Below are 15,453 nucleotides of genomic sequence, written 5' to 3'. Positions count from 1 at the left end.
GGGGGCTGTCACGCGGTGCGGGAGCGGTCACAGGTTGCCGCGGCGGGCCTGTTCGCGCTCGATGGCCTCGAACAGGGCCTTGAAGTTGCCCTTGCCGAAGCCCATGGAGCCATGCCGCTCGATCAGCTCGAAGAACACGGTCGGGCGGTCCTGGACCGGCTTGGTGAAGATCTGCAGCAGATAGCCGTCCTCGTCGCGGTCGGCGAGGATCTTCAGCTCGCGCAGGGTGTCGACGGGCACCCGGGTGTCGCCGACCCAGTCGCCGAGGGTGTCGTAGTAGGCGTCGGGGGTGTCGAGGAACTCGACACCGGCGGCGCGCATCTGCCGGACGGTGGTGACGATGTCGTTGGTGTTCAGCGCGATGTGCTGGACACCGGCACCGCGGTAGAACTCCAGGTACTCGTCGATCTGGGACTTCTTCTTGCCCTGGGCGGGCTCGTTGATCGGGAACTTGACCTTGCGGGTGCCGTCGGCCACGACCTTCGACATCAGCGCGCTGTACTCGGTGGCGATGTCGTCGCCCACGAACTCCTTCATGTTCGTGAAGCCCATGACCTTGTGGTAGAAGTCCACCCACTCGTTCATCCGGCCGAGTTCCACGTTGCCGACGCAGTGGTCGATGGCCTGGAAGAAACGCTCGCCGGGCTCGACGAGGGGCTGCGCGGCGACGAAGCCGGGCAGGTAGGGGCCGTCGTAGCCGGAGCGTTCGACGAGGGTGTGCCGGGTCTTGCCGTAGGTGGCGATCGCGGCGAGGACCACGGTGCCGTGCTCGTCCTTCATCTCGTACGGCTCGGCCACCGAGCGGGCGCCGTGCGCGGTGGCGTAGGCGTGGGCGGCGCGCGCGTCCGGCACCTCGATGGCGAGGTCGATCACGCCGTCGCCGTGTTCGGCCACATGCTCGGCGAGGAAGCGGCCCCAGTCGGTGGTGGGCTTGATCACCGAGGTGAACACGAAGCGGGCGGAGCCGCTCTCCAGCACGTACGAGGCGGTCTCGCGGCTGCCGTTCTCCGGTCCGGAGTAGGCCACCAGCTGCATGCCGAAGGCGGTGGAGTAGTAGTGCGCCGCCTGCTTGGCGTTGCCCACGGCGAACACGACCGCATCCATCCCCTTGACCGGGAAGGGATCGGCCTGCCGAGCGGTCACGTCGGGAGTGTGCTGTGTGGTCTGCGTCATATTCGCAGGGTCACCCGGGTCTGCAAGCTGCGCAATAGTTCGCGCATCCACTGGGCAATCTGTCCGGTGAAACCCGGGTTTCGGCGGGCTTTCTGTACAGGATGACCATCGGGGAGGCGGGCCATGGCGATCGATCATCTGGACGGCCGGATCATCGTGCTGCTGGCGCGCGAGCCGCGCATCGGGGTGCTGGAGATGTCGCGGCGGCTGGGGGTGGCCCGGGGGACGGTGCAGGCCCGTCTGGACCGGCTGCTCGCCCGCGGGGTCATCCGCGGTTTCGGCCCCGAGGTGGACCCGGCGGCCCTCGGCTACCCGGTGACGGCGTTCGCGACCCTGCAGATCCGGCAGGGCCAGGGCGCCGAGGTGCGGGCCCATCTGGCCGGGGTGCCGGAGGTGCTGGAGCTGCACACGACCACGGGCACCGGCGACATGCTCTGCCGTCTGGTCGCCCGCTCCAACGCCGATCTGCAGCGGGTGATCGACCGGGTGGTCGCCATCGACGGCATCGTCCGCGCCTCCACGGCGATCGTGATGGAGAACCCGGTGCCCCTGCGCGTCATCCCCCTGGTGGAGCAGGCCGCCCAGGAGTGACGCGGCGGTGCGGCGGGCGGGCCCGGCGACCGGTCAGCAGCTGGGGACCCGGCCGCCCTTGTTCAGGGCGGTCAGCGCGCCGACCGCGCCCTTGAGCGTGGTGACCGGGATCAGGCGCAGCCCCTCGGGCAGTTCGGCGCGCGCCTCGGCGCACTCGGCCCGCGGGACCAGGAAGACCGTGGCGCCGTCGCGGCGGGCGGCCTGGGTCTTCAGGGAGACCCCGCCGACCGGGCCGACGGTGCCGTCGGGGCTGATGGTGCCCGTGCCGGCGACGGTACGGCCACCGGAGAGGTCGCCGCCGTTGCCGTCGCCGCGCAGCTTGTCGATGATCCCCAGCGAGAACAGCAGGCCCGCGCTGGGCCCGCCGACGTCGGCGAGCTTGAGCGAGACCTTGATGTCCTTGTCCTTGTCGAGGCCCAGGTAGCCGAGGGCGGCCTGGGTGGCCGCGTCCTGGGACTGCCGCATCTGCTCGGCGTTGTGCTGCTCGATCTCCTTGACGTCGTCGCCGCTCGGGTAGACCGCGTCGCGCGGCATGACCGCGCGGTCCGAGGCGAACCAGCCGTCGATCACATGTCCCAGCGACACCCGGGTGTCCGGGCTGGTGGCCTCGATCGTGGTCATCCGCAGCTGTCCGGTGGTCCGGCGCACGGGCGCGCCGCTGATGGTGATCACCTGGCTGCCCCGGAAGGTGCCGAGCACGTCCGCCGTCGTCCCCGGCTGCGCCACCGAGAACGGCAGCGGCGCGAACACCGCCGCGCCGATCAGGCCCACCACGGGCAGCGCGCAGACACCGAGGGTTTGCAGACGTGTGAGGCGAGAGAACACAGGGTCAATGTACGCGACGACCCGTTGCGGCCGGGCTCGGGCCGGGGCCCGGCGAACCCGGTGCGCGCCCGGTGCGGGCCCGCCGTCCTCGCACCCTGCGCCGGTGTCAGCGCAGTGCCTCCGCCACCTCGCGGGCGGCCTCCACCACCCGCGGCCCGACCCGTTCGGGCACGCAGTCCGCCAGCATCACCACGCCCACGCTGCCCTCGATCCCGGTCACCCCCAGCAGCGGCGCGGCCGCCCCGCAGGCGCCCGTGTCCGGCTCGCCGTCGGTGACGATGCAGCCGGGGTCGCCCGTCGGGTGACGGCGGGCCGCGAGGATGGCCTGGCCCGCGGCGCCCCGGTCCAGGGGCTGCCGGAAGCCGGGGCGGTAGGCGACGTGGAAGTCGGTCCAGGTGGGTTCGGCCACGGCGACCGCGAGGGCCTCCGCCCCGTCCACCAGGGTCAGATGCGCCGTGGCCCCGACGTCCTCGGCGAGGGACCGCAGCGCGGGCAGGGCCGCCTCGCGCACCAGCGGATGCACCTGGCGTCCCAGCCGCAGCACGCCGAGCCCGACCCGGGCCCGCCCGCCCAGATCGCGGCGGACCAGGGCGTGCTGTTCCAGGGTGGCGAGGAGTCGGTAGACCACGGTCCGGTTCACGCCGAGCCGCTGGGACAGTTCGGTGACGGTCAGCCCGTGGTCCGTGTCGGCCAGGAGTTTGAGAACCTTCAGTCCCCGGTCGAGCGTCTGAGAGGTCTCCGCGGTCACGACGCCCACTCCTTCGGTGTGAGGTCGGCGGCGCTCTTCGCGGCGGGTACGTCACCGAGTCCCCGTCGGTGACACGCGACGAAGGCCACCGATCGGCCGGCCGTCCGGGCCGCCCCGGACGCAAGGTCGCTTCACGGCTGCGCTCCGAGGCGGCGTCGCCACGGGGCGTGTGCGTAGCCGGACCTTAGCGAAGCCGGTTCGCTGAGCGGAAGACGTCGTCCAGAATCCGGTCACCGGCCGGTACCGCATGGACGTGTTCGTCCCGGTACGTACGGCGCCCGGTGAGGCACCGCACGCCGGTATCCGGTCACCCGGCCATCCGGTCACCAGGTCGCCCGGTCACCGCATCCTCGTCGCCCACTCCTGCACCTTGGCGATGCGCTGGCGCAGCTGACCGGCCGTCGCCTCGGCGGTCGGCGGGCCACCGCACACCCGGCGCAGCTCGTTGTGGACGACGCCGTGCGGCTTGCCGCTCTGGTGGACGTAGGCGCCGACCAGGCTGTTGAGCTGCCGGCGCAGCTCCATCAGTTCCTTGTGGGTCACCACCGGCCGTCTGTCGGCGGGCAGTTCGAGCAGGTCGGCCTGGTCGGCGGGCTTCCTGCGGCTGTGCGCGATCTGCCGGGCCTGGCGCTTCTGCAGCAGCAGCTGGACCTGCTCGGGCTCCAGCAGGCCCGGGATGCCGAGGTAGTCCAGCTCCTCCTCGCTGCCGGGGTGGGCCTGCATGCCGAACTCGGCGCCGTCGTAGAGGACCCGGTCGAAGACGGCGTCGGACTCCAGCGCCTCGAAGGGCAGCATGTCCTGCTCGCCGGTGTTCTCGTCCTGCTGCTTGTTCGCCTCCTCCATCTCCTTCTCGGATTCGGCGTACGGGTCCTCCTCGCCCTCCTTCTGCGGCTTGTCCAGGGCGTGGTCGCGCTCGGCCTCCATCTCGTTGGCGAAGGAGAGCAGGTCGGGGATGGTCGGCAGGAACACCGACGCGGTCTCCCCGCGCTTGCGGGAGCGCACGAAACGGCCGACGGCCTGGGCGAAGAACAGCGGTGTGGAGATGGTCGTGGCGTACACCCCGACCGCCAGCCGGGGCACGTCGACGCCCTCGGACACCATGCGGACCGCGACCATCCAGCGGTCGTCGTTCCTGCTGAACTCCTCGATCTTCTTCGACGCCCCGGTGTCGTCGGAGAGCACGACGGTCGGGCTGCTGCCGGTGATCTCGCGCAGCAGCTTGGCGTAGGCCCGCGCGGAGTCCTGGTCGGAGGCGATGACCAGGGCACCGGCGTCCGGGATGCCCTTGCGGACCTCGGTCAGCCGCTGGTCGGCGGCGCGCAGCACGGCCGGCATCCACTCGCCGCGCGGATCCAGCGCGGTCCGCCAGGCCTGGCTGATCGCGTCCTTGGTCATCGGCTCGCCCAGCTTGGCCGAGACCTCGTCGCCGGACTTGGTGCGCCAGCGCATGTTGCCGCTGTAGGAGAGGAAGATCACCGGGCGGACCACGCCGTCGGCGAGGGCGGAGCCGTACCCGTAGGTGTAGTCGGCGGCCGAGCGGCGGATGCCGTCGGCGCCCTCCTCGTAGCGGACGAACGGGATCGGGTTGGTGTCGGAACGGAACGGCGTACCGGTGAGCGCCAGCCGTCGGGTCGCCGGCTCGAACGCCTCCAGACAGGCCTCGCCCCAGGACTTGGTGTCGCCGGCGTGGTGGATCTCGTCGAGGATGACGAGGGTCTTGCGCTGTTCGACACGGTTGCGGTGCAGCATGGGGCGCACACCGACGCCCGCGTAGGTCACGGCGACGCCGTGGTACTCCCGGCCCAGCGGGCCCGCGCTGTACTCCGGGTCCAGCCGGATGCCCACACGCGCGGCCGCCTCCGCCCACTGCTTCTTCAGGTGCTCGGTCGGGGCGACCACCGTCACCTGCTGGACGATGTGGTGGTGCAGCAGCCAGGAGGCGAGCGTCAGCGCGAAGGTCGTCTTGCCGGCGCCGGGGGTGGCGACCGCGAGGAAGTCGCGCGGCTGCTCCTGGATGTACTTGTCCATCGCGGCCTGCTGCCAGGCACGCAGCTTGTTGGCGGTGCCCCAGGGGGCGCGGCCGGGGAAGGCGGGCGACAGGTGATGGGAGGAAGCGGGCGACGGTCGCGAGGTGGTAGTCACGGTCTCCGGTTCGCTGCTGGACTCGGCTACGGGAAACGACGAGCCACCCTACCGGCGGCCCCGGTATGCCACCGAGCGGACCGCACCCGGCCACGGGACATGGGAGCCAGCTCACACGGGCGCCTGCCGCACCGCCGTGCGCGAGGGCCGGCGGTCGCCGGTCCCCCTACGTCGCCCGCAGCCGCGTCGTGACCCACGCCCCCACCAGGGCCACGCCCGCCATCGGCAGGAACACCGCGGCGAACGCCGCCGGGTGCGCCTCGGTGGCGGTGGCCGTGGCGGAGACGGCCGTCGAGCCGCCGCCCAGGGCCGCGAAGGCGGCGCCGCCCGCGGCGAGCAGCAGGATGTTGGACAGGGCGTCGGAGATCTGCAGGGCGGCGGAGTTGGCGCCGGCCTCGTGCGGGGCGGACAGCTGCAGCATCAGCACGCTGGTGGAGGCGATGACCAGACCCATGCCGAAGCAGCCGAACCCCCAGGCCAAGGCGACCGTCCACACCGGCACGGAGTCGATCAGCACGCTCGGCGCGGTGGCGATCGCCGCGGCCACCAGCACCATCCCGAGCGTCATCAGCCGCTCGCGGTGCGGTGCCATCCGCGGCCGGGACTGCACCCACGAGCCCATCGCCCAGGTGGCCCCGCCCGCCGCCAGGGAGAACCCGGCGAGCGTCGGGGACAGGCCGCGCTGGGTGACCAGCATCAGCGGCACGAACGACTCGGCGGCGACGAAGGAGCCGGCGGCCAGGCCGCGCAGCAGCACCACCGACGGCAGCCCGCGCGCCGCCCGGTAGGTGCCGCGCGGCAGCAGGCCCCGCACCGCCGGGACGAGCAGCGCGGCCCCCGCCGCGCCCGGAAGCAGCGAGATCCACCGCAGGTCCTGCACCGCGTACTGCAGCAGCCCGGCGCCCAGCGAGATGCCGAACGCGAGCCGGATGCGCCGCCGGCCGGAGCCGGACGGCTGCCCCGCGCCGTCCTCGTCCACCGGGCCGGCCGCCCGCCGACGGATCTGTGGCAGGGCCATGGCGAGCGGCAGGACCACCAGCACCGGTATGCCGAGGAACACCCAGCGCCAGCCGAGGTGTTCGGTGACCGCACCGGAGGCGAGCGGTCCCACGATCGATGGAACCACCCAGCTCGCCGCGAACGCCGCCATGATGGCCGGACGCAGCCGCTCGGGGTAGGCCCGTCCGACGACCACGTACAGGGCGACGATCACCAGTCCCCCGCCCAGGCCCTGCACGGCCCGGCCCAGGACGAACACCCACATCGAGGCCGCCGTGCCGGCCAGCAGCAGCCCGGCCGCGAACGCCCCGATACCGCCGGTCAGCGGTCCCAGCGGCCCCCGCCGGTCCGACCACTGCCCGGCCAGCACCATCCCGAACAGGCTGGTGGTGAAGTAGCCGGAGAACGCGAACGCGTACAGCGGCAGCCCGTGCAGCTCCCGCGCCGCGACCGGCATCGCCGTGCCGACCGCGGTCGCCTCGAAGGCGATGAGCAGGACCACGGAGACGATGCCGATGCTCAGCGACCGGTAGGCCCGGCCGAGGACCGTGTCCGCAGAGGCGTCGCGTCCGGCTGCGGTGCCGGAGGTGTCCGCGACGGCGGTGTCGCGGGGTTCGAGGGCTGACATGCTCGCCAGCGTAAGGGCCACCGACGGCTTTTGGCCCTGTCCCCGGTCGGTCACCTGCCCGGACCTTGGTCGTAGGACCCGGGTCTGCTCCCTGCCCCGGTGCCTCCAGGACGGCCGGCGGTCCGTCCGCTCCGCTGCCCCGGTGCCTTCACGCGAGGCCGGCCGTCCGTCCGCGCGGCCGCCTCCCCGCCGTGGCGTGAATGCAGTGTGGCAGTCGTGTTGCACGGCCGACGGCACCCTTGAGTCACCGCTGTCACACGGCCTACGGTCGAACAACCGAGGAGGGCACGGACCGCTTCGGTGGTCCGGTCCGCCGGCGCGTGGCCGTGTGCCCGAGTGGTTCAGGGACTCGCCTGCAAAGCGAGTTACGCGGGTTCGATTCCCGCCACGGCCTCTTGTATCGACAGGCAGAACGAAGGGGGCGGCATCCCGGCAGGGGTGCCGCCCCTCCTTGATCGTCCGTCGCGGGGTGCACCGTCTGCGCCGGAGCCGAGGCGGCGCTGACCGCAGCTGTGCGTGCCGGGGACGCGTCGGCCCGGGTCGTGGCGGCGCGGACGTTCCGGGCGCACCGGGACGGCCACACGCCGCGCGCGGTACGGCCTCGAGCAGGGGCGGGTCAACAAGGCGGCACTGAAGAGCGGCACCTCGGGGAGAGTGCCGCTCCTTCAGCCGTTTCAGATGTTGTGATCATCCGAGCCGCTGACGCCGAGGCTCGCAGCGCAGACGGGGACATCACGCCTGGAAAACTTCGTAATCCAGGTGGTAATTCGCCTCGTCGGACTGGAAGAAGGCCCGGTGCCATCCTTGACCGAGCTCATCCTTTCTGATGGCATGCACCCCGAGGTGATCGTCGTCGTCCGGCGAGTCCAGTTCGATCAGCGAGACGACTCCCACATCACTGTCATGAGGGAAGAGCACGAACGTGTCCGTGTTCCTGTCCCGTCCGCCCTTCATGTCGCCACGCCAGAAATCGTGGCCGTTCCACCGGAGAACGCATTCATCCGTGCCGCTGTCTTCTGTTTCGTAGCAGTGCAGGATGGCGAAATGCACTTGCAGCGCCATGACCGTTCAACTCCCTAAGGAATTCGCTGAGGATTCAAGAACGCAACGAGTTGCTTCGTCTCGGCCGCCGCGCCCGGACGGGCGAGCAGATACCGAGGACGCACAGGTCGTCTCCAATTTCCACGCTACGCCCCCTCGAAATGGGAGCAAAGCCGACGACGCGCTCGTTACACCTTCAGGAATTTCCCGTTCAACTGCCACAGCCTCGGCGATCGCCCGTAACGGTTGTCGGTGAAATCGCTTGAGGCAGGAGATGAAAACGATCTCGTGGATCGCCCCGCGTGCGAAGAGAGGAATCACATGACGTCACGAGGCGGTCGGCACGGTTGAGGCAGGAAATGAACACGGGGACCGACTCGCCATCGTGTGCGCAGCGCGCCTCCAGCCCCGGTCACCGGAGTCGGCGAAGGTCTGCGCGGTGCGCGGATCAGAGTCCCGTCGCGCCCTCGGCGAACGCCTGCCCCCGCTGCCCGCCCCGCCCGGACAGGCTGCGGTGGAAGAGCCACAGGCCGTGGGCGAAGGTGGAGATGTCCTCCTCGAAGGGGTGGAGCGTGGCCTCGGAGGCGCTCCAGTTGCCGACCTCACCGGTGATGCCGTCGACCACCAGGCTGCCGTCCTCGGCGAACTGGCCGAGACGTATCAGGCGGTCGGCGTGGGCGGGGAGGTGGGCGCAGCCGGTGTCGGGGTGTTCGTCGGCGTAGTACTCGGTGAGGGGGCGCAGCGGGGCGTCGACGTCCAGCTCGAAGAGCAGGCCGTCCTCCGGCAGGCCGGTGTCGCGCAGGAAGCGGCGGGTCGGTTCGTGGGTGAGCGCGAGCGGGAAGTCGATCTCCTCGAAGCGGACGACGCGGCCCCGGCCGAACTCCTGGTCCATCAGGCGGGCCGGGATGCGCAGGGCGAGGCCCGGCTGCCCGCATCCCCGGGCGGCGGTGCGCGCCGCGGTCACGGTGCCCGTGCAGATGGTGCTCATCGTCCCCCCGTGCTGTCCGAGGCCCTTGTGCCGACTGAGAACAACACTACGGTGTACCACTGACACCTCGTCAGGCCGCACGCGGGTCACCGGTGTAGCGGCCGGTGAGACTCGTCACTGTTCGGTGGGAGGCGTCACTGGCCGGTGACCACCGCGGCCTGGGGGCGGATGGGCAGGCGGTTGACCGGGCGGCCGGTGGCGGCGCGGACCGCGGAGGCGATGGCCGCCGGGGAGGCCACCACGGGGACCGCGCTGACCGCCTTGGCACCGAAGGGCGCCACGACGTCCCGTTCCTCGACGAGTTTCACGATCTGGATGTCGGGGGCGTCCAGCGCGGTGGGCAGGGCGTAGCCGGTCAGGTCGGGGTGGCGGACCTGGCCGCGCGGGGTGCGCAGATTCTCCGTGAGGGCGATGCCCACGCCCTGGGTGACCCCGGCCTCGATGCGCGCGGCCAGCTGCGCGGGGTTGAGCACGCGGCCCACGTCCTGGGCCACCGCCAGTTCGACGACACGGACCGAGCCCAGCTCGATGTCCACGTCCACCACCGCGCGGATCGCGCAGAAGGCCAGGCCCACGAAGGCGTCGCCCTGACCGGAGCCGTCCAGCGGCTCGGTGGGGTGGGGGCGGCACTGGGCGGTCGCCCACAGTTCCTTGCCCTGGAGTGCCTCGGCTACCGGGGTGGACAGCACACCGTCGTAGGAGGTGATCCTGCCGTCGCTGATCTGGAGCAGCTCGGTGGACATGCCGAACTTCTGCGCCAGCGGCTGGAGCAGCTGGGTGCGGACCATCTTGGCCGCGCGTTCCACGGCGCCGCCCGACACCCAGGTGTGCCGACCCCGGCAGCCCGCGCCCGCGGGGGGCTGGTCGGTGTCCACGGGGGCGACGTGGACCTCGTCGATGCCGAGGGTCTCCTGGACGATCTGCCGGGCGAGGGTGGCGAAGCCCTGGCCGGTCTCGACGGCCGCGCACAGCACGGTGCCGACGCCGTTCTCCACCCGCACGGTGGCCGTGGACACCTCGTCGGCGCCCTCCGCACCCAGCATGTGCACCATGCCCAGGCCGTAGCCCACGCCGCGGCGCACCGCGCCGGGCTCGCCGGCGCCCTCCGGTCCGCCGGGCAGCAGCCACTCCTCCTCGGGGATGTCCTTGGGCAGCGGGGGAAGCGGGTGCTCGCGGACCGCCTGGAGGAGTTCGGCGACCGGGGCCGGGCAGGTCACCGTCTGCCCGGTGGGCAGGACGTCGCCGGTGGCCATCACATTGCGCATCCGCAGCTCGGCCGGGTCGAGTCCGAGCTTGCGGGCCAGCTTGTCCATCTGCGCCTCGTAGGCCGCGCACACCTGCATCGCGCCCTCGCCGCGCACATGGCCGGAGGGAGGGTTGTTGGTGCGTACCGCCCAGCCCTCGATGAAGGCGTTGGGGACGACGTAGGGACCGCAGGCGAAGGCGACGGCGGCGGCGAGCGCGTCGGAGGAGGTGTCCGCGTAGGCGCCCGCGTCCAGCAGGATCTGTGCCTCGACCTTGACGAGTTTGCCCTCGGCGTCGGCGTGGTGGCGGTAGCGCAGCAGCGTCGGATGGCGGTGGGCGTGCCCGAGGAAGGACTCCTCGCGGGTCGCCGTCAGCTTCACCGGGCAGCCGGTCTTCAGCGCCAGCAGGCCGAGCGGGAGCTGGAAGCCACGGTCCTCGCGGTCCGCGGTGGCACCGGGGACACCGGTGACGACGATCTTCACGCGCTCCGGCGGCAGGCCGTAGCAGGCGGCGAGCACGTCGCGGTCGGTGTGCGGGTCGGTGGAGGCGGTGTACAGCTCCACGCCGCCGTCCGGGCGGGGCACCGCGAGACCGGCCTCGGCGCCGATCGGGGCCGGGTCCTGCCGGCCGATGCGGTACAGGCCCTCGACGACGACCTCGCCGACCGCGTTCGGGTCGCCGTGGCGCAGCGGGATGTGCCGGATCAGGTTGCCGTCCGGGTGCAGCGGCTCGGCCTCGAAGGCCTGCTCGGGGTCGGTGACCGGGTCGAGCACCTCGTACTCGACGATGACCGCGGCGGCGGCCATCCGCGCGGTGTCCGGGTGGTCGGCGGCGACGGCCGCGATGGGCTCGCCGTGGTGGCGTACGACCTCGGAGGCGAACACCGGGCGGTCGGCCCTGCCGCGCCCGTACAGCGGTGTGCCGGGCACGTCCTCGTGGGTGATGACGGCCCGGACGCCGGGCATCGTCCGCGCGTGGCTGGTGTCGATGGAGACGATGCGCGCATGCGGGTGCGGGGAGCGCAGGACCGCGCCCCACAGCAGGCCCTCGGCCCACAGGTCGGCGGCGTAGGGGAAGGTGCCCTCCGTCTTGGCGCGGGCGTCGGCGGCCGGCACCGAGGCGCCGATACCGTGCGGCGCCGGCTCCGGTGCGGGTGCCTGCGCGGTCGTGGGGGCGGCAGCGGTGGCGGCTTGGTTGCTCACACCTGGCCTCCGTCCTGGCCGTAAGGGTCGTGCGGGTGCGGGGAGTCGAACGCCGAGGGGTGGACCCCGCCGGCTCCGGGGCCCGCCTGGTGCGGGATGAGCGGCTCGCCGGCGGCCGGGTCACCGGTGCCGGGCGCGGTGTGCCCGGCAGCCACCGGGTACTGCGCCGGGTACTCCGTCTGTCCCGGCAGGCCCGGCTGCTCCGCGTGGCCGAAATCGTTCGCCTGGTCGGGGGAGCCGGGGTGGCCGAAATCACTCGCCGGATCCGGGTGGTCCGCATGCCCGAATCCCTGCGCCTGGTCCGGTGCGGGGGGTTCGGTGAGCCCCGCCGTGTCGTCCGGCTCCTCGGTCTCGGTCTGCTCCGCGTCGGTCTCCTCGGCCGCGGCCTGGGCCTCGCGCTCCGCGACGACCTCCCGCACGGCCTGCAGGACGCCCCGGTAGCCCGAGCAGCGGCACAGGTTGCCGCACAGCGCCTGACGGGTCTCCAGCTCGGTGGGGGCCGGGTTGCCCTCCAGCAGGTCGTGCACGGTCATCGCCATGCCGGGCACGCAGAAGCCGCACTGCACCGCGCCGCAGCGGGCGAGCGCCCGCTGCACGTCCGAGGGCCGCCCGTCGACGGCGAGTCCCTCCACGGTGCGGACCTCACTGCCGGCCGCGGTCACCGCCGGCACCAGGCAGGAGGCGACGAGACGGCCGTCGACCTGCACGTTGCAGGCACCGCACTCGCCCTGCGAGCAGCCGTCCTTGGCCCCGGCGAGCCCGAGGCGCTCACGCAGCACGTACAGCAGCGACTCGCCGATCCAGGCGTCCGTGACCGGCCGGTCGACGCCGTTGACGCGCAGCGTGTAGGAGGCGAGAGGGTGCTCGTCCTGCGGGGGTGCGGCCGGCTGTTCCTGGGGAGCCGTGGCGGCCTCCTGCGGGGCCTCCTCGGTCTCCTGCGGAGCCGCAGCCGTCGCCGCTTCCTGCTGCGCGGGGGCCTGCTCGGGGGCCTGCGCGGAGGGCTGGTCCTGCCCGGCGGCCGGCGCGGACCGCGGGGCCTGCTCCGGGGACGGCTGCTCCTGCCCGGCGGGCTGCGGGGCCTGGTCCGGGCCCGGGGAGGCCTGGGTCTGTTGGGTCTGCTCGGGGGCCTGCTGCTCCGGTTCCTGCTGCTGCGGGGACGGCTGGTTCGGGGACGGCTGGTCCGCAGCCGCGTGGTCCGGGCCGGCCGATCGACCGGGGGCCTGGGCGTCCGCGGCGGCGGGCTCCGTGACCGGCTGCTCGGGCACCGGGGCAGGGGCAGGGGCAGGGGTCCCGGCGGCTGCGGGTGCGGCGGCAGCCTCGGCCGCCAGGGGCTCCGCCGGCTGCTCGGCGGCGCCGGTGTCGCCGGCGGCCACCGGGTGCGCGGCCGTGGGCTGCTGGCCCTGTCCGGCGGGCGCGGGCTGCGCGGGACCGGCGACTTCCGCGGGCGCGCCGGCCGGCTCCTGCGGCACCTGGGGTGCCGGGGCTCCCTGCTCGGCGGGCGCGGGTCCTTCCGCGGGCACCTCCGCGGGCACGGCTGCCGGGGCGGCCGGTTCGGCGGGGGCCGGCCCGTCGGCCAGGGCCGCGTCGGGCACGGGGGCGTCGGCCACGGCACCGGTGGACTCGGGCCCAGAAGGCACGGCGCCGCCCTGTTCGGGGGTGCCGGGCACGACCCCGGCGGGTGCGGGTCCGGCGGCCTCCGGCGCACCGGGCACGTCGTACGCGCCGGAGTGCTGTCCCGGTGCCGCGTGGTCCCCGGGCGCGTGCGGCATCGACGGGGCGGCTGCGTCCGTCCCGGCGGCCGGGGCACCGGCGCCGGCGTCGGCTGCGCCGGGGACGGCTCCCGGGTCACCGGCCTGCTCGGGCATCACGGACGCGGCGGGCTGCGGGTAACCGGAGGGCTCGGGGTAGCCGGTGGGGGCGCCCTGCTCCGGGTAGGCGGCGGTGTCCTGGTGCTCGGCATACCCGGCGGACTCTGCCTGCTCCGGGTACCCGGCGACTTCCTGGTGCTCCGCATACCCGGCGGACTCGGCCTGCTCCGGGTACCCGGCACCGGCGGACTCGGCGTGCTCCGGGTACCCGGCACCGGCGGACTCGGCGTGCTCCTGGTATCCGGCACCGGCGGGCTGGGCGTGCTGCGGATAGGCGTGCGGCTCCTGCTGCTGTGCGGGGGCCTGTGCCTGCTGTCCCCACGGCTCGCCCGCGGCCTGGGTGGCCCAGGGTGCGGGGGCGCCGCCGGGCAGGGTGTCCGGAGCGGTGCCGCCCCACTGCTGCATCAGGGGCGGCGTCGCGAACTCTCCCGAGTCGTCGGGAAGTCGACCGACGGCGACCGGAACCGACCACTGCCCGGTGACGTCATGACCGGTGGCGGCGGGGACGGTTCCCTCGTGACCGGCGACGCCGTGCCCCGCCTGGGGGTCCTGCGGGGTCTGGGCCGTCGGGTAGGACCACTGCTGGGTGGCCTCGGGCTCGTAGGTGAACCGGTCGTCCATGCCCGCGCCGGGCTGCGTGCCCGGGTAGGCGGCGGCGTCCTGCGGCAGCGCGCCCGGGTCGGACCACTGCGTCCCCTCGGCGGGCGTGGCCTGGACGTTCCAGGCGGCGGCCGGGTCGGTGGCCGCCTCGGGCGCGGACGTGACCGCTATCTGCGGGGGCACATAGCCGTGGCCCGGTGCGGCCAGCGGACTCTGCCCGTTCAGGAGGGCGTCGACGCCTCCCTCGGGCAGGGTCACGAAGGCGGTGGCGCCGTCGTCGTAGTCGCCCTGCGGCAGCGGGTTCCAGCGCCCGCCGCTGTCCGGTGTCCCTTCCGCGTACTGATCGTCCGTCACGACAGCGCCCTCCCCAGTGCTCGTCGGGCCAGCGCGGCGACGGTGCGCCGCAGGTGCAGTACGGCGGGCGAAAGCTGCTGCACGGAGCCGTCCTCCGCCGGGGCCGGATCGGGGATGCAGGCCGCGGCGACGTACTCGCCGAAGGCGTGCAACGCCTCCGGGACGATCGCGCGGTCGTTGTCCCAGTCGATGAGCTGGGCCACCCACTGCTCGGCGTCCAGGGGCCGCAGCGGCATCGGCGCTATGGCGCCCACCGCGCAGCGCACGCTGCGCCGGGCCGGGTCGAGGACCAGCGCCACGGAGGCGACCGCGCGGCCCGGTCCGGTGCGGCCGGTGGCCTTCAGAAAGACCTGCGGGGCGTGCAGCAGCGGCACGCGCACATAGCCGATCAGTTCACCGGCGCGCAGCATCTCCACGCCGGCCAGCAGGTGCGAGACGGGGATCTCCCGGCGGCCGTCCGGGCCCGCGACGATCAGCGTGGCCTCCAGGGCGGCGAGGACCGGCAGCGCGTCCCCGGTGGGCGCGGCCGAGGCGATGTTGCCACCGAGGGTGCCCGCGTTGCGGATGTGCGGGGGGCCCGCGGCGCGCGCGGCCGCGGCCAGCGCCGGGATCAGGGCGGCGAAGTCGGGGCGGCCCATGCGGGCGTGGGTCAGTCCCGCGCCGAGCAGCGCGTGCCCGTCCTGGTACTGCCAGCTGCGGATCTCGCTGATGCGGCCGAGGCCGACCAGCGCGGTCGGCCTGAGCTGACCGGAGTTGACCGCGGTCATGAGGTCGGTGCCGCCCGCGACCGGTACGGCGGCCGGCACGGCGGTCAGTGCCGCGACGGCCTCGTCCAGCGTCGTGGGCAGCGTGACGGCCTGCCCCGCCTGCGGTGCGTGCGTGGTCAACCCGGCTGCCCCTTCCCGCTGCCCCACTGGTCCCACCCGTGCCGTACGGTACGGCCTGACAGGGCGGACGTGGCAACTCTGGCACATCTTCGCAGGGGTCCGGGACACGGGGCCGCCGGGTGGGGGCGGCCCACCTCATCGGGGAGTCTGCGGTTTTGGCAC

The 15,453-nt window shown here is 73.4% G+C and carries 11 protein-coding genes and 1 tRNA gene; 2 read left to right on the top strand and 10 right to left on the bottom strand.

Annotation, left to right across the window (positions count from 1 at the left end; translation table 11 throughout):
* Positions 1–27: 27 nt before the first annotated feature.
* Positions 28–1,173, bottom strand: a complete 1,146-nt coding sequence (gene hppD / locus OG899_RS16945; RefSeq protein WP_125498779.1) for a 4-hydroxyphenylpyruvate dioxygenase — start codon at positions 1,171–1,173, stop codon at positions 28–30.
* 123 nt (positions 1,174–1,296) lie between these two features.
* Between hppD and OG899_RS16940 the strand changes: the two genes are divergently transcribed.
* Positions 1,297–1,764: an Lrp/AsnC family transcriptional regulator gene (locus OG899_RS16940; RefSeq protein WP_125498777.1), complete on the top strand. Its 468-nt coding sequence runs from the start codon at positions 1,297–1,299 to the stop codon at positions 1,762–1,764.
* A 33-nt stretch (positions 1,765–1,797) separates the two neighbouring features.
* Here the strand turns inward: OG899_RS16940 and OG899_RS16935 are convergent, their stop codons facing one another.
* The 4 genes from OG899_RS16935 to OG899_RS16920 all read right to left on the bottom strand — a co-directional run bounded on the left by OG899_RS16935 (position 1,798) and on the right by OG899_RS16920 (position 7,106).
* Positions 1,798–2,589 (bottom strand): S16 family serine protease, encoded by a 792-nt coding sequence (locus OG899_RS16935; RefSeq protein ID WP_125498775.1) that lies wholly within the window; start codon positions 2,587–2,589, stop codon positions 1,798–1,800.
* Positions 2,590–2,695: 106 nt separating this feature from the next.
* A complete protein-coding gene (locus OG899_RS16930) occupies positions 2,696–3,337 on the bottom strand; it encodes an IclR family transcriptional regulator (protein ID WP_125498773.1) in 642 nt (213 codons plus the stop codon).
* Positions 3,338–3,676: 339 nt separating this feature from the next.
* The gene (locus OG899_RS16925) at positions 3,677–5,479 is read right to left on the bottom strand and encodes a DEAD/DEAH box helicase (protein ID WP_125498771.1); all 1,803 of its coding nucleotides are present in this window, start codon (positions 5,477–5,479) and stop codon (positions 3,677–3,679) included.
* A 166-nt stretch (positions 5,480–5,645) separates the two neighbouring features.
* Entirely contained in the window at positions 5,646–7,106 is a 1,461-nt protein-coding gene (locus OG899_RS16920; protein ID WP_189427983.1) for an MFS transporter, read from the bottom strand.
* A gap of 322 nt (positions 7,107–7,428) precedes the next feature.
* Between OG899_RS16920 and OG899_RS16915 the strand changes: the two genes are divergently transcribed.
* Positions 7,429–7,500: transfer RNA gene (locus tag OG899_RS16915), tRNA-Cys, on the top strand.
* Positions 7,501–7,838: 338 nt separating this feature from the next.
* Here OG899_RS16915 and OG899_RS16910 read toward each other — a convergent pair.
* The 5 genes from OG899_RS16910 to OG899_RS16890 all read right to left on the bottom strand — a co-directional run bounded on the left by OG899_RS16910 (position 7,839) and on the right by OG899_RS16890 (position 15,291).
* On the bottom strand, positions 7,839–8,168 hold the full coding sequence (locus OG899_RS16910; RefSeq protein WP_189427984.1) for a hypothetical protein: 330 nt from the start codon (positions 8,166–8,168) through the stop codon (positions 7,839–7,841).
* A 427-nt stretch (positions 8,169–8,595) separates the two neighbouring features.
* On the bottom strand, positions 8,596–9,135 hold the full coding sequence (locus tag OG899_RS16905) for an SUKH-4 family immunity protein (RefSeq protein ID WP_189427985.1): 540 nt from the start codon (positions 9,133–9,135) through the stop codon (positions 8,596–8,598).
* 134 nt (positions 9,136–9,269) lie between these two features.
* A complete protein-coding gene (locus tag OG899_RS16900) occupies positions 9,270–11,582 on the bottom strand; it encodes a xanthine dehydrogenase family protein molybdopterin-binding subunit (protein WP_125498763.1) in 2,313 nt (770 codons plus the stop codon).
* Complete coding sequence (locus OG899_RS16895; RefSeq protein WP_229814035.1) at positions 11,579–14,404, bottom strand: 2Fe-2S iron-sulfur cluster-binding protein; 2,826 nt, start codon at positions 14,402–14,404, stop codon at positions 11,579–11,581. Before OG899_RS16895 ends, OG899_RS16900 begins: the two co-directional genes overlap by 4 nt.
* On the bottom strand, positions 14,401–15,291 hold the full coding sequence (locus OG899_RS16890) for a xanthine dehydrogenase family protein subunit M (RefSeq protein ID WP_168131952.1): 891 nt from the start codon (positions 15,289–15,291) through the stop codon (positions 14,401–14,403). Before OG899_RS16890 ends, OG899_RS16895 begins: the two co-directional genes overlap by 4 nt.
* Between the last annotated feature and the right edge of the window lie 162 nt (positions 15,292–15,453).

The organism is Streptomyces thermoviolaceus (assembly GCF_045209695.1).
Taxonomy (GTDB): domain Bacteria; phylum Actinomycetota; class Actinomycetes; order Streptomycetales; family Streptomycetaceae; genus Streptomyces; species Streptomyces thermoviolaceus.
The sequence above is the reverse complement of the archived record's forward strand: the minus strand, read 5'-3'. Positions and strand labels throughout refer to the sequence as shown.

Coding starts and splice junctions, on each gene's coding strand:
- hppD (WP_125498779.1), bottom strand. CDS start 1,173: ATGACGCAGACCACACAGCACACTCCCGACGTGACCGCTCGGCAGGCC.
- OG899_RS16940 (WP_125498777.1), top strand. CDS start 1,297: ATGGCGATCGATCATCTGGACGGCCGGATCATCGTGCTGCTGGCGCGC.
- OG899_RS16920 (WP_189427983.1), bottom strand. CDS start 7,106: ATGTCAGCCCTCGAACCCCGCGACACCGCCGTCGCGGACACCTCCGGC.
- OG899_RS16910 (WP_189427984.1), bottom strand. CDS start 8,168: ATGGCGCTGCAAGTGCATTTCGCCATCCTGCACTGCTACGAAACAGAA.
- OG899_RS16905 (WP_189427985.1), bottom strand. CDS start 9,135: ATGAGCACCATCTGCACGGGCACCGTGACCGCGGCGCGCACCGCCGCC.